The following is a 13,574-nucleotide window of genomic DNA, read 5'->3' on the forward strand; positions in this document are numbered from 1 at the left end:
TGCGAAGATGCGGGCTCAGGCCCAGGCAACCGTTCGGGCTGTGAAGAAGAGGACATGGCGTTTTACGCTTTGCGACGGGCTCGAACCCAAGACGCGAACAAACTGCCATGTCCCGGAACAGAAAATCTAGCTGCTTGATGGTAAACATACAAGACGCAGAGGCGCGGAGACGCTAAGAAAACCCTTTAAAAGCTTTTGAATGGTTTACCCCTTGCGCCTCTGCGGCTCCGCGCCTTTGCGTTAATGATTTTAAAACTGCCTTTATCCCTTGTATCCCTTTTATCCCTGTTAGACAGGGGTTATTGTCACTGCAACTGGGCCAGCAGGTCGGAAACCCGCCGCACGTCCTCCTGGTCACGGAACTCCCGATAACCGTCGATACCGTCGGCATCGAGCCCGCGGTAGAAACGGGGACGCTTGGACTTCAGCCCCGCCAGGAGCTTCCCGGTGGCGTAATCGACGGTTTCGGTGTCGCGGGCGGCGAACTTCAACTGCAGCACGATGCTGTAACCGAGCTGGAACAGCCGCTTCAGCTCCTCCTCGACCAGGATCTGCGCAGCTTTACGCTCATCCCCACCGGCAAGCTTCTCCAGGGCGATGTTGAGATAGCCGCAGACGCGGTGCATCACACCGAGCATCGCCTCGGGCTCGTGAAAGGCCTGCCCCTCGGCAACCAGGGCGCTGTTCACCAGGTAGTTCAACTCCTGCAAGACGATTTCGGAACCGGCCATCCCCAGGGCGCGCGCGAGCAGCGTCCCTTCGTCGGCGAAGACGGGGATCAGCTGCCCCCCCTCCCCTGCCGCAGCGAGTTCCTTGCCTCCCTGCAACTGGAAATGGTCCGGGTGGATCCGGGCGTAGATGGAAAGTGCCTCTTCCAGCGGCGGAAAGCCGAGATCCTGCAGCCTCCCGGTGCGGAAACGCTGGCACTGCTCCTCGAGCTCCAGGTCCACGTCCCCTTTCACCCCCTCCATGAGCGCGGTGTACAGTTGGTTGTCCAGCTTGACCAGCATGGAGAGGAAGGACCCGATCAGCTGGCTGTGCTTCGGGTTCTTGAACTTGATCATGAAGACGTCGTCGAAGGTGTGGTCGTAGTCGGCCCGGCGCTCCTCGTCGTTGCCCTGGTCGCCGATGCCCCCGCCGACGATGATCTCGCGGCTAAAAAGCAGCTGCAGCAGCTCGAAATCCAGATGTTTCAGCAGTTCATGAACCCGCGCCTCGCCCCCCTCCATGAAGTAGGTGAGCCAATGGCAGGCCTGGTCTTCGGAGAAGGTCCAGCCGTCCCACAGTTCCATGTCCATGATGAAGACGGACTGCTCCGCCGTCGCCAGGCGCAGCAGATCCACCGAGTCGACCTCGCCCACCTCCTTCATGAGCCAGAAGAACTCCTGCGGCTGCAGACCGGCGGTCAGCCTCCTGGCGTCGGAATCGGCGACGATGAGGTCAAGTTTCTCCTTGCCGGAGACCGTCCCCAGGTAATCCTTTTTCTGTTGCAGGGAAAGCGTCTGGAACTCACGCTCGGAAAGTTTTACTACAGCTATCTGCTTCTTCTCTGCCATTACACTCCCTTTGAAACCGTTCTTAACAGGGATAAAAGGGATAAAGGGGATAAACCAAAGACTCTTGTTTACCCCCCGCCCTCTCCTGTATTCGTGTTTTCATTGCGCCTTTGCGCCTTTGCGTTAAAAAGATATGCTTTAAAACCGTTTTAACAGGGACAAAAGGGATGAAGGGGATGAACAACTTGTGTGCCCCCACGCCCTATGCCTGTTTTTATGTTTTCTCTGCGCCTTTGCGCCTTCGCGTTAATAACCTGTTTTTGTTTCTATCCCTTTTATCCCCTTTATCCCTGTTAAATGGTTTAAAGGATGCCTTTGCGCATGGCCTTTTTGTAGCCGCAGCTTCGGTGCAGCCACTTGAGCTCCTTGACCAGCTCGGGGGTGAGCTGGACGCACTCGGGGAAAACCTTGAAACGCTTCTTGTAAATCTTGCAGCGCCTCGTAGTGATGTCGAGATAACGACAGGGAGTCGAGGTGAACAGGATCCTGCCGTCCTCGTCTTCTATCTTCTCGAAACAGCAAAGGCCGCATTGCTCGCAAAGGGCCTCCCACTGCTGCTGATCCATTTCGGGTCCCGGTGCCATCGCGCCTTACTCCTCTCCCGCCCCGAGGGGGACGACAAGGCTGTTGCCCTTGCTGTTGGAAAACCTGACGCTGTCCTCATAGATCTGCTCGATCTTGTAGCCGTTCACGGTATTGCCCTGGCGCATGGGACTGCCGTTCACCATGGCGAAACTCGACTCGCTGCTGTTCTGCCAGGCGATACCGGTGACGCGGATCTCCGGTCGCGACTTCTGCTGGGTCACCGGTTGCGGCGCGGCCGGAGCGGGTGCGGCAGCTGTGGGTGCCGGTTGCGCGACAACCGGTTGGACAACGGCAAGAGCCTTGGCCGCACCCGACGGCTGAGCAAGTTGCTTCGCGGCAACCTTGGTCGCGATGTGAGGCTGGGCAGCGGCCTTGGCTGCCGCCTGGGTCACCGGCTTCGCGACCGGCGGTGCCTGTTTTGCCGCCGCTGCAGCAGCAACCGGAGCCGGCTTAGCAGCGACCTTGGCGGGGGCGGCCGTAGGCTGCGCCGGTTGAACGGACGCAGCAGGTGCGGCAGTCTGCTCGGTGACGATCACCTTTGGTTCCACGCGTACGGCCTGCGCCGCCTTGGCCGGTGCGGCAGTCGCCACAACATCGTCCTTTGGCGCAACCTGTGCGGACTTGTGGGAGAACCCGCCCATGAGGGCGTAGGTGGCCAGAGTGGCGATGGCAGCTCCCCCCAGGGTCCAGACCGGGATCAGCCAGGCGGGGCGACGCCCCCGTGCCTTGGGAAGCCCACCGGTGCCGGCGGGCCGGCGGGTCCGCTGCGACTCGTCCACCTTCTCCAATGCCTTCAGTATCGAACTCATAAGCTCCTCGAAAAGTTGAAAATCAGCTGCGGCCGCGCGAAAAGCCGCCGGTCAGGCGCTTCAGCAGCTGCGCCGCCAAACCGTAGGGGGACCGCCCGCCCACCTCGGCGACGGCCTGTGCCGCCATCGGGCCGGTGATGGTCCTCGCCTCCTCGGTGAACCCGATCAGGAGCGCCCGGTCGCAAACGACGTTGACTAGCCGCGGCACCCCTCCGGAGAAGCGATAGATCTGCTTCATGGCCGACGTGGAAAACTCGGCGGCGCGGTAGCATCCAGCCAGCTCCATGCGGTGGTCGATATAAGCGTGGGTGCTGTCGAAGTCCATGGGGAGCAGGTGGTAGCGGACCGTGATGCGCTGGTTCAGCTGGCGCAACTCCTTGCGTCCCAGGACCGAGAGGAGCTCCGGCTGCCCGGAGAGGACGATCTGGATCAGCTTGTCCGTTTCCGTCTCGAGGTTCGAGATGAGCCGGATCTGCTCCAGCACCTCCATGGGGAGGTTCTGCGCCTCGTCCATCACCAGCACCACGCTGCGTCCCGCCTGTTTCTGCTCCAACAGGAACGCGTTCAGCACCTGCAGAAGCTCCACCCTGCTCTCGGACTCCCAGACCAGGCCGAACTCCCGGTTCACGCTTTTGAGCAGTTCCAGGTCGGAGAGGCAGGGATTGAAGATGAGCGCGGTGCGGTGCCCCTCCTGGTCCAGACGGTTCAGGAAGGTGCGCAACAGCGTCGTCTTGCCGGTGCCGACCTCGCCGGTGAGTTCCACGAACCCGGCCCGGTTGTCCACCGCGTAGATCAGGTGGGCGTAGGCCTCCCGGTGCTGCTCGCTCATGAACAGGAAACGGGGATTGGGCGTAATGGTGAAGGGGCTTTCCCTGAAGCCGTAAAACTCGCAGTACATCGCAGGCATGTGGTTCCCTTGTGACGGTTGCCGTTATCGAGGCAGAGAATATAGCGCGAATCTGGCGGAAAATAAAGGGGAAAGGGGTGAGATGTGGGGGTAAAGGTTTACGGCTTTGAGGCCATCATCGCTTCGCCAGCATGTCTTTGTGAATCGTACAAGGCCAAGCGCTGCTCCAAATGGAGACCGTCATCCCTTCCATCCCTGTTGCACATCTTGCGATTCAAAGCACAGATCTCACTGCGAAGGAGTTCCTGCGCCCCTATCACAAGGTCCAGCTTCCTGTTTAACTCGGACAACAGCACCTCAATATTATCTTTTTTCACGGCCGCCTCGCTGGTAGGACTGTCGGGGGATAAGTGGACACCCGCGATTATCACACAGCGATGCGAGCAAGGCAAGGGCCACAGCCGCCGTCCAGGCGGTGACTGCGACAAGGGGCGCGGATTAAGTTTTTTACCCCTTGCATTCCGGAAAAACCGTGCGACACTTCCGGCGTTGGATTAGTAAAGACCAATACAAAAGGAGACGAGCACATGGGCAAAAAACCGAAGGTCAAACGCAGCTTGGGCCGTCTAAACGACGCCAGCCTGAGCGCAAAAGGGAAGGTGATTGTAACCTCGATGACCGACAACCCGCACTTCAAGGAACCATACCCCGAAGGCGTCACCCCACTGGCGCAAGTAAAGGGTACACTGGAAAGTTTTGACAATGCCTGCATCGAGGCGCGTAGCAATGCGAAACAGAGTGTCACCCTGCGTAAGAGCCTGCGAGCCCAGTTCATCAAAGAGCTCGGACAAATGGGGGGCTACGTTGACCTCGTCGCCCAGGGAAATATCGAGATCCTCGAATCCAGCGGCTTTGACTACACCAAGGAGACAACACCCTCCACGGTGAAGCACCAGGCGCCCTGTCCGGACATAGTATTGTCCCAAGGCGTAAAACGGGGCGGGATCGTCGGCAAGGCCAAAAGTGCACCTCGCGCCAGAAGCTGCGAATTTCATATAACGACGGGCGACCCCTCCGTGGAGGGGAACTGGAAGCATGCGGCGGTGTTCGGCCAGTTCAAGAACATGGAGCTGGATGGATTGACCCCGGGACAGCAGTACGCCCTCAGGATGAGGTGGATCATGCCTGAAGGGCCCGGTCCCTGGACCCCTCCCCTCTTCTTCATGCCCACCTAAGGAGTACCCGAAACGCCCGCAACTGCGGGCGTTTCCATTTTCCCACCAGCAGCATCCCCGCCGGCGTCATCTGATTACCAGGTCCATCCTCTTTGCGAAAGCCCTCTGCGCTCTGACTTTGGCGCTTTGCGCGCTGACTTTCCACCTTTGCAAGCTGACTTTTTACCTCTGCAAGCGTGCAAAGTACCTTTGCAAGCGTGCAGAGGTACTTTGCACGCTGACTTTTGCAGTATGCGCGGTTAAAAAATTGAAAAACAGCTATTTGAGGCGCGAATGAAGAAGGAGAAGGGGTATTGCGGCACGCTTTTTGTTCAAAACAAGTGGATTTCCAACCGACGCACGCTACAAAGGTCCAAAAGCAGCTTGTTTTTCGGCAAAAGCAACACGCAAAGGTCCTTTGCAAGCTTGCAGAGCTAGAAAAGCAGTCTGCAGCGGCATCAATACCGGTAGGAAAGCTCGGCGCGCAGGAGTCGGTTCATCCGGGTGTCGCCGGCACGCAGTTCGTAATTGTGGATCCACTCCTGCCCGTAGAGCAGCAGAGCGTTCCACTCTTTCGAGAACGGGAAGGTCCAGGTTGCCCGCAAGGCGTTCTTGCGCTCGATGGACTGCATGGTGCCGGCGGCATCGAAGCGACCGGCGGCGTTGACGGTCACCCGGCCGTAGTCGCCGCGCCTGGTATGGAAGGCCTCCAAGGCCAGGTTGTTGCGGACGGAAAACCAGTGACTGTAGCGCAGGAAGAAGTCCTGGGTCGCGCCCCCCTGCGAGTGCCCGATGGGCATGTTGTGGTAGAGGTAGCCTTCGGGGAAGGTACTGTTGGTGTAGAGGATGCGGTTGCCGCGGAAATACTCGAAGCGGAGATCGTCGCTGCCGCTTTCGGTGAGCCGCGGGATATAGAAGCCGGCGACATAGCTCTCCACGATGGGCCAGAAGGCGGCGGCGTCCTCGCCGGAAAACTCGCCGTAGAGTTCGGTGTTGCGCAGCCAGGGAAAGCGAAGACGCAGATCGAAGCCCGCCACAGTGTTGGAGTTGTCATCACTGGTGCCGCCGACCACACCGCGGATGATGTCGCCAAAGCTGTTGTTGACGCCGGGACCACCCACCTGCCGCCCCAGGTTGATGCCGAACTCGAGATCGTCGAGCGGCTTCATGGCCAGTTTGCCCGCGAACAAGAAAGGCTGACGCTCTTCACCGTTGGTGACGGTTTTTTCGAACCGGGAGAAGACGAGTGAGTACTTAAGGTCCCAGAGGTATTTAGTTTTAACCAGTTCGGGGCTGGAAAGCTTGATGAGATCGAAGTTCCTGGCGTTGTTGGTGAGCGTGAGCGCCCCGCGGTAGCCCGGCCCCAGCCAGTTCTCGTCGCGCCCCACCTCCAACTCGAGTACCCTCCCTCCCAACTTCGCATACCCCCTGTTCAGCCTGAGGGTTGCCTCGTCTCCCGCTTCGGACCACAGGAGCATCGGCTCAACCGCGGCTGAAGCTATCGAGCCGAAGTACAGCTCGCCGCTGCCGCGCAGGTCGACGTTGGTTCCCCGGTGGTAGACCACGCCGTCGTTGTTTTCGAAGAGAGGGGTACCTTCCGTTCCACGCTGCTGGACCGGTGAAGGGTAAGGATTCGGGGGTCTCAGGCCGCTGCCGATGCCGAAGACCCCGTCGTTGCCGGGGTCGTGGACCGGGCGGAAGTAGCTTCTAGGGGCACCGTCGAGGTAGACGTAACGAAGGCGAGCGGTATTGAGGGGGTCGAAGTCGAATGCCGGCGCGGCATCTTCACGGTCGTAGTAGGAGATTTCGCGCGGCAGCAGTTCTTTCAAGCGTTCGAGGAGCTCCGTCGCCAAGGCGGACGATGCGGTGGAGGCACTGCGTGCTTCGGCCTCCTTGACCAGGCGGACAGCCTCCGCCTTGGAGAAAGGACGGATTCCCTTAACGTCCGAGGAGATGAGTCCGAAACCGGACAACTTCTCCAAGTAAAGATAAATGGGACTGTCCAGCGGGATGTTGGGAGAAGACAGCGCAAAGGCAAGACATGGAAACAAGAGGACTATGGATGTCGCGACCACCACAAACTTGGAAAATTTCATTTAATTCTCAATCATTTAACAGGGATAAAAAGGATAAAAGGGATGACTACGTGCACAATCTGTTACCTAATCTTCGATACTCCAACTTCGGAGATCCAAAATTGATAAGTAAACCGATGCCAATGCCTGTGGCTTTAAGGTAATTCAAGATCTGGGCTACATGCTCAGGAGCTAAAGTTTTTACAGCTTTTAACTCTAGCAAGACGATTCCCTCAACAACGACGTCCGCATAAAAGTCGCCAACGTTTTTGTTGCGGTAAAAGACCTGTAGCGGAACTTGTGCCTGTGCCCGAAGACCTGCTTCTTCAAGAGCTATCAAAAGGGATTTTTCGTAAACCGACTCGAGGAACCCGTTACCGAGTTCGTTACTCACGTCGAAGCAAGCCGCTAGAATCTTCCCGGTCAAATCTTCATAAATCATCGGGTGGACTCCTGAGATTCAGAAGTTGAGATAGATGATTCTAAGAAGTGTGCTTCGTTTTATCCCCTGTATCCCTTTTATCCCTGTTCAATAGGGTTTGTCTCTGACTCTGTTTACGCCGCCGTTCCCTCGCTGGTGCCGGCGACGCGGAGGTTTCTGATGAAGGTGAGCCTTTGGGGCGGGAACAGGTCGGGCCTGACCCGCTGGAAGGCAAAGGGAGGAGCGACGTCGAAGTGATAGCGCGGCACGAACTCCGGCACGATGCTCCGCAGCGCATCCAGCACCGCTCCCACGTCATGAGACCTGGCGTGATTGAAAAGCTGCTCGAGGTCCGCCGTGATCTTCTTCAGGTCGGTCTCCACCGGGGCCATTACCCTGATCTTCTTGTGGCTGGTGGGCTTGATCCCCTCCCCGTCGATCAAAAGCTCCTCGAAGAGCTTCTCGCCGGGCTTCAAACCGGTGAACTCGATCTCGATCTCCTTGTGCGGTATGAACCCGGAGAGCCTGATCAGTTCCTCGGCGAGGGAGAGTATCCGCACCGGCTCTCCCATGTCAAGCACGAAGATCTCCCCGCCGTGCCCGATGCAGCCGGCCTGCATCACCAGTTGCGATGCCTCGGGGATGGTCATGAAGTACCGCACCACATCCTTGTCGGTCACCGTCACCGGGCCGCCGTTGCGGATCTGCTCCTTGAACAGCGGAATGACACTCCCGTTACTCCCCAAGACGTTGCCGAAACGCACCGTGGTGAACTTGGTCTGACTCCTGGCCGCCAGCGCCTGCACGTACATCTCGGCGCTTCTCTTGGTGGCTCCCATGACGTTGGTCGGGTTGACCGCCTTGTCCGTGGACACCATGACGAAGTTGCGCACCTTGAACTTGTGCGCCGCGTCCGCCACTATCTTCGACCCCATCACGTTGTTGAGCACCGCCTCGGCCGGGTTGTACTCCATCATGGCGACGTGCTTGTAAGCCGCCGCATGGAAGACCACCTCCGGGTTGAATTCGTCGAAGACCGTCTCGACCCGGTCCTGGTTCTTCACGTCGCCAACCATGGGGATGATGCGCAGGTCCGGGAAGGCCGCCGCAAGTTCCTTTTCGATGTAGAAGAGCGGAGTCTCGGCGTGGTCGAAGAGCACCAGTTTTGCCGGTTTGAAAAGCGCCACCTGGCGACAGATCTCGCTGCCGATGCTGCCGGCCGCGCCGGTCACCAGGATCCTCTTGTCGGTCAGGTAGTTGCGGATCGCCGTCTGGTCCAGGACCACCGGTTCACGTCCGAGCAGATCCTCGATCTCCACGTCCTTTATCTGGCTCATGGAGAACTTGCCGTCGATGATATCGGTGATGCCGGGAAGCGTCTTAAACCGCGCTTTGGCCCGCTCGCAGTTGGTGATCACGCGACGCATGAGTTCCGGCCCGCCCGACGGGATGGCGAAGATGACCTCGTCTATGCTGTACTTGCGCACGATGGCGCAGAGCCGGTCGGTCCCGCCAAGGACCCTGATCCCTGAAAGGCGCATCCCGTCCTTTTCAGGGTCGTCGTCGACGAAACCGACTACGTTATAGGTGGCCTCGCTCTGCTTGCGGATTTCCTTGAGCAGGAGGTTGCCCGCTTCCCCCGCGCCGATGATCAATGTCCGCCTCCCCTTGCGCAGGCCCGGCACCAATTGGGTTTCGCGATAGATGCGCCAGAGCAGCCGACTGGTTGCCACCATGGAGAAGAGCAGGAACCAGTCCAGGATGTAAATCGAGCGGGGCAGGCCGAAGGGACCTTTCATGAAAACAAGCACAAGAGCCGAGACGATCGTGGAGAGAGTCACCACCTTGAAAATCTCGTAACCGTCCTGCAACGATGCATAGCGCCAGATGCTGCGATACATACCGGAAGCGATGAACAGCATCGGCTTTGCAACCAGGATAACTGCCAATCCTGCCAGCATGTTTTTGAACTGTTCGGGGGGAATCTGAAAGTCGAAACGAAGCAAAAAGGAAAGACCAAAAGCACCGGCGATCAGCATTACGTCCAGGAAAAACACCAGGATTCTTCTTGCGCGGAACATGTTCCCCCCACAGCACAACAAGTCAGTGAGAAAGCTAAAGGGTCTACATTAAGGCAAACAGAGAATGACTATATCACCAAGCAAAGAAAAAGCAAACTCTAATCTCAACGTCTCCATTTCATTGTTTTAGTTCCTCTCACCCCATCAGTCATAGCGACTGTAATAAAAGAATGAATGGCGGCAAGAGAAGGTTTTCAGCCACTGCAAGTTGATTCTTCCACGCGTGTTGTCATAGGCGCGTCCGTAAAGAAACGGGCCAGCTCCTGTGACTGGAACTGGCCCATAGGTGTATGGAACAGGTATGAGGACGGCTACTGAGCTGCGTAGCTTACCCGGTGCAGTAGCATGCCTTCTTCGTGGCAGGGCTTAACCAGCCTGTTAACCGCAGTCACTATGTCAGCGCTGACGGGGTAATAGGCAGCTTCAAGGGTTCGACTAGCGGGAGCGGGAAGGTCGGGAAGGGTGACCCGCAGTACCGGTGCCCTCAAACAGCTAAAGGCTTTCTCTGCTGCCAAAGCGGCGATTTCGGCTGCAACCCCGCAGGTTTTCCAGCCGCCATCAGCCACCACCAGCCGACCTGTTTTTTGCAGCGACTTATGTATCAGGTCGAAATCCAACGGCTTCACCGTGCGCGGATCGATGATCTCTGCCTCAATCCCGTGCTGTGCCAGTTCCTCGGCGGCCTTGAGCGCCTCGCGCACCATGTAGCTCACAGCGACGATGGTGACGTCGCTTCCCTGCCGCCGTATGACCCCCTTGCCCAGCGGGATGCTGTAAAACTCCTCCGGGACCACCTCTTCCAAGCCGTAGAGCCAGCGGTCATCAATGAAAACCACCGGGTTGTTATCCTGAACCGCTGCTACCATGAGCCCTTTGGCGTCCGCCGGTGTTGCCGGCATGACCACTTTGAGCCCGGGGATATGGGCGAAAAGCGCGTGCAGGGCCTGGGAATGCTGTGCCCCCTGCTCTCCGCCCCGGTTGATCACCCCCCAGATGACCGCCGGGACCGGCAGTTTCCCGCCGTTCATGTAGAACCAGTTGGCAGCCTCGTTGACGATGGGATCGATGGCGTAAAGCATGAAATCCATGCGCGGATGCTCAACAATGGGGCGCATGCCGGCCAACGCGGCTCCGACGGCGGCGCCGGTCATGGCGTTCTCCGACACCGGCGTGTCGATAACCCGCCTCGCACCGAACCTCGCCAGCAACCCCTGGGCCGTGTTGCCCACATACCAGGGGCTCTTCACCCCTTGGCCGATGAGCATCACGGTTTCGTCGCGTTCCATGAGTTGGTGAAAGGCCTCATTTATGGCCAGGCTGTAGCTGAGTGTTCTATTGGGCGAAGACATAGTTCGAAAGTTCCTCCTTGGCCGGGAATGGGCTCTGCCGCGCGAAATCGAACGCCTCACTCACCTCTGTGTCGATGACTGCGCGTATCTGTTGCAGATCTTGGGAGCTGAAACCGCCCTGCTGCAGCAGGTATTTCTCCAGGCGCTTGATCGGGTCTTTCTTGAGCCATCTTTTTATTTCCGCGGCGGGGCGGATGTCGGTATGGGTGCCCTGGACGTTGTCGTCCGGACCAACGTGCCCGCGCTGCCGGTAAGTCAGGCATTCCAGGAAAACAGGTCCTTCGCCGTTGCGGCAAAGTTCCACCGCCTGCTTTGCATGCTCGTACACCTTCAGCACGTCGTTACCGTCGATGCGATGTCCCTTCTCGCCAAACGGCAACGCCATCTTATAGATGTTGCGACTGACGCGGATCTCATCGATGCAAAGATGGGTCGAGTAGAGGTTGTTCTCACAGACGAAAACGATAGGAAGCTTTTTGAGGGCAGCGAAGTTCAGTGATTCGGCGAGCGTCCCTTCTCCCGTCGCACCGTCGCCGAAGAAGCTGACGGCGACCTGCCTGGTGCCGCGCACCCAGGCGGACATAGCGGCACCCAGGGCCATCGAGATGGTGCCACCGACGATAGGGGCCGAGCCGAGCATGCCACAGGAGGGGTCAATGAGGTGCATGGAGCCGCCTCGCCCACGCGAGCAGCCAGTCTCTCGGCAGAACACCTCGGCCACCATCTCCTTCAATCCCCCTCCTTTAGCCAGGTAATGGCCGTGCGAGCGATGGTTGCCGAAGATGTAGTCGTCCTTTTCCAAGACCGAGCAGACTCCGGCAGCTATTGCCTCCTCGCCCGAACACAGGTGCACCGGGCAGCGTATCTCGCGATTGAGGATGGGCTCGACAAATCCCTCCTCGCTGATGCGGATGCGCAGCATCGTTGCGTACAGATCCTCTAGTAGTTTTCGCGAATAAGTCACGTCACCTCCTGGGTATACCGGTTATTGCATCGATCATGTCAAGTTCGTCGCCGGTCAGATTCCAACCGTCGCAACCGAGATTATCGCTTACCTGCTGTTCGGTCTTCGCGCCAAAGAGTGAACAGGTGAAGGGTGCCCGATCCAGCACCCAGCGCAGCGCCAACTGTCCTACCCGGCACCCCCGCGCCTGGGCCATATCCTTGAGCCGCGCCACGGCCTGTAGCCTGCGCTCGAATTCAGCGCCGCGGAACTCGGGCATGCGGCTTCTATGGTCGTCGGTTGCAAACTGAGCTGCCGCGGTGAATTTCCCGGTGAGCAGGCCGTCCGCAAGGGCTCCCCAGGCGACCAGCGTCACGTTGCGCCTGGAGCATGTTTCCTGCAGTTCGGTAAACGCTTTTCTGTCAAAGACATTCATCTTTACTTGCACAGCGCTTATCGGCGCAACTTTGAGTGCAGCTTCCAAATCCTCGCAGGAAAAATTGGAGATCCCGATTGCACCGATTTTACCTTCTTCACGCAAACGTTCAAGCTCACCGACTGAATCTTCAATAGGAGTTATGCCGTCAGGCTTGTGAATGTAATAGAGAGGAACGTGATCCAGCTTCAGCCGGGCGAGGCTCGTTTCCAGTGCGGACCTGAGATAGGTAGGAGAAATATCCACCCATATACCCCTTTCTTTGGTCCAGCGCACCCCTCCCTTGGTGGCGATCACCACCTTTTTTCTGCACCCTTCCAGCGCCCGGGCCAGCAGTTCCTCTGACTTGCCCAGCCCGTACGCGTCCGCGGTGTCGAAGAAGGTGACCCCGCCCTCGTAGGCAGCACGTATCGCCCGCAGTGATTCCGTTTCGTCCACCGCGCCCCAACCGTGCCCTCCGACGGCCCAGCAGCCCATCCCCAGGCGGCTGACCGGGCGGTCGCAGTTCCCCAGGGGCATGTGTTCCAATAGGCTCATCGGTGCGCGGCCCTTTTAAGAACGCGCCAAGCTGTCTGCCATAGGATAACGAGGTCGCTACCCAGGCTCCATTCCTTAACGTACTTCACGCGCAGCGCGTTTTTACGCGGCAGGATGTGCTCCCGAAAGAACCGGTCAGGATCCTCGCTCCCCACCTGGTCATCCAGGTCGGCAAACTCTATGGAGGCGTAGTCGGTGATGCCGGGGCGCATGCACAGGATGCAGCGCTCCTCACCGCTGTACTGCGAGGTGTACTCGAGCACCTCCGGCCGCGGGCCGACAAGGCTCATGTCCCCCTTGAGGACGTTCAGGAACTGGGGCAACTCATCCAGCTTCGTCTTGCGCAAAAAGGCACCGACACGGGTCACCCTGGGGTCGTTAGTCCCGGTGGTGGGGCCGCCCAGGGCCTCGGCATCGAGCACCATACTGCGGAACTTGAGGATCCTGAAGGTGGTCCCGTTCAACCCGGAGCGCACCCCTCGGTAGAACACGGGGCCGGGGCTGGAGAGCTTCACCGCGACCGCGGCAGCCAAAAGCAAAGGCCAGAGCACGAGGAGCACCAGCAGAGACAAAACGAAGTCTGCGCCCCTCTTCAACATAAGTGCCCAAGTCGGATGGTCTACGGAATCCGAGCAATGTTGTTGTTTTATGAAAGTCATGCTCACTCCGGATTCTGAAATAGCAATGCGTCATCCCCCTCACCATCGACATATACCAGCAG

General features: G+C 58.5%; 12 protein-coding genes. 1 reads left to right on the forward strand and 11 read right to left on the reverse strand.

The window, feature by feature from the left end; translation table 11 throughout:
• Positions 1-305: 305 nt before the first annotated feature.
• From KP004_RS11955 to KP004_RS11970, 4 genes are all read right to left on the reverse strand, one after another.
• Entirely contained in the window at positions 306-1,556 is a 1,251-nt protein-coding gene (locus KP004_RS11955; RefSeq protein ID WP_216798767.1) for a DUF6178 family protein, read from the reverse strand.
• A 302-nt stretch (positions 1,557-1,858) separates the two neighbouring features.
• Positions 1,859-2,140 carry a YcgN family cysteine cluster protein gene (locus tag KP004_RS11960; RefSeq protein WP_239026783.1) on the reverse strand — a complete coding sequence of 94 codons (282 nt, stop codon included), beginning with the start codon at positions 2,138-2,140 and terminating at the stop codon, positions 1,859-1,861.
• A gap of 6 nt (positions 2,141-2,146) precedes the next feature.
• Positions 2,147-2,950, reverse strand: coding sequence for a hypothetical protein (locus KP004_RS11965; protein ID WP_216798768.1), 804 nt, complete (start codon positions 2,948-2,950; stop codon positions 2,147-2,149).
• A gap of 22 nt (positions 2,951-2,972) precedes the next feature.
• On the reverse strand, positions 2,973-3,857 hold the full coding sequence (locus KP004_RS11970) for an ExeA family protein (protein ID WP_239026784.1): 885 nt from the start codon (positions 3,855-3,857) through the stop codon (positions 2,973-2,975).
• A 527-nt stretch (positions 3,858-4,384) separates the two neighbouring features.
• Here KP004_RS11970 and KP004_RS11975 point away from each other — a divergent pair.
• The gene (locus tag KP004_RS11975) at positions 4,385-5,032 is read left to right on the forward strand and encodes a hypothetical protein (RefSeq protein ID WP_216798769.1); all 648 of its coding nucleotides are present in this window, start codon (positions 4,385-4,387) and stop codon (positions 5,030-5,032) included.
• A 437-nt stretch (positions 5,033-5,469) separates the two neighbouring features.
• Here KP004_RS11975 and KP004_RS11980 read toward each other — a convergent pair whose 3' ends face one another.
• The 7 genes from KP004_RS11980 to KP004_RS12010 form a co-directional block, all read right to left on the reverse strand.
• On the reverse strand, positions 5,470-7,107 hold the full coding sequence (locus KP004_RS11980) for a capsule assembly Wzi family protein (RefSeq protein ID WP_216798770.1): 1,638 nt from the start codon (positions 7,105-7,107) through the stop codon (positions 5,470-5,472).
• A 46-nt stretch (positions 7,108-7,153) separates the two neighbouring features.
• Entirely contained in the window at positions 7,154-7,528 is a 375-nt protein-coding gene (locus KP004_RS11985) for a GxxExxY protein (protein ID WP_216798771.1), read from the reverse strand.
• 113 nt (positions 7,529-7,641) lie between these two features.
• On the reverse strand, positions 7,642-9,588 hold the full coding sequence (locus KP004_RS11990; RefSeq protein ID WP_216798772.1) for a polysaccharide biosynthesis protein: 1,947 nt from the start codon (positions 9,586-9,588) through the stop codon (positions 7,642-7,644).
• A gap of 311 nt (positions 9,589-9,899) precedes the next feature.
• Entirely contained in the window at positions 9,900-10,874 is a 975-nt protein-coding gene (locus KP004_RS11995) for an alpha-ketoacid dehydrogenase subunit beta (protein ID WP_239026785.1), read from the reverse strand.
• Positions 10,875-10,920: 46 nt separating this feature from the next.
• On the reverse strand, positions 10,921-11,901 hold the full coding sequence (locus tag KP004_RS12000; protein WP_216798774.1) for a thiamine pyrophosphate-dependent dehydrogenase E1 component subunit alpha: 981 nt from the start codon (positions 11,899-11,901) through the stop codon (positions 10,921-10,923).
• A gap of 1 nt (position 11,902) precedes the next feature.
• Complete coding sequence (locus tag KP004_RS12005) at positions 11,903-12,754, reverse strand: aldo/keto reductase (RefSeq protein ID WP_239026786.1); 852 nt, start codon at positions 12,752-12,754, stop codon at positions 11,903-11,905.
• A 95-nt stretch (positions 12,755-12,849) separates the two neighbouring features.
• A complete protein-coding gene (locus KP004_RS12010) occupies positions 12,850-13,452 on the reverse strand; it encodes a sugar transferase (RefSeq protein ID WP_216798776.1) in 603 nt (200 codons plus the stop codon).
• Between the last annotated feature and the right edge of the window lie 122 nt (positions 13,453-13,574).

This window comes from Geomonas oryzisoli, from assembly GCF_018986915.1.
GTDB lineage: Bacteria > Desulfobacterota > Desulfuromonadia > Geobacterales > Geobacteraceae > Geomonas > Geomonas oryzisoli.

What these genes read in the sequence shown, in the direction of transcription:
- KP004_RS11980 (WP_216798770.1), bottom strand. Translation starts at nt 7,107, where the DNA reads ATGAAATTTTCCAAGTTTGTGGTGGTCGCGACATCCATAGTCCTCTTG.
- KP004_RS11985 (WP_216798771.1), bottom strand. Translation starts at nt 7,528, where the DNA reads ATGATTTATGAAGATTTGACCGGGAAGATTCTAGCGGCTTGCTTCGAC.
- KP004_RS12010 (WP_216798776.1), bottom strand. Translation starts at nt 13,452, where the DNA reads ATGTTGAAGAGGGGCGCAGACTTCGTTTTGTCTCTGCTGGTGCTCCTC.
- KP004_RS11995 (WP_239026785.1), bottom strand. Translation starts at nt 10,874, where the DNA reads ATGGAACGCGACGAAACCGTGATGCTCATCGGCCAAGGGGTGAAGAGC.
- KP004_RS11975 (WP_216798769.1), top strand. Translation starts at nt 4,385, where the DNA reads ATGGGCAAAAAACCGAAGGTCAAACGCAGCTTGGGCCGTCTAAACGAC.
- KP004_RS11965 (WP_216798768.1), bottom strand. Translation starts at nt 2,950, where the DNA reads ATGAGTTCGATACTGAAGGCATTGGAGAAGGTGGACGAGTCGCAGCGG.
- KP004_RS11955 (WP_216798767.1), bottom strand. Translation starts at nt 1,556, where the DNA reads ATGGCAGAGAAGAAGCAGATAGCTGTAGTAAAACTTTCCGAGCGTGAG.
- KP004_RS11990 (WP_216798772.1), bottom strand. Translation starts at nt 9,588, where the DNA reads ATGTTCCGCGCAAGAAGAATCCTGGTGTTTTTCCTGGACGTAATGCTG.
- KP004_RS11960 (WP_239026783.1), bottom strand. Translation starts at nt 2,140, where the DNA reads ATGGCACCGGGACCCGAAATGGATCAGCAGCAGTGGGAGGCCCTTTGC.
- KP004_RS11970 (WP_239026784.1), bottom strand. Translation starts at nt 3,857, where the DNA reads ATGCCTGCGATGTACTGCGAGTTTTACGGCTTCAGGGAAAGCCCCTTC.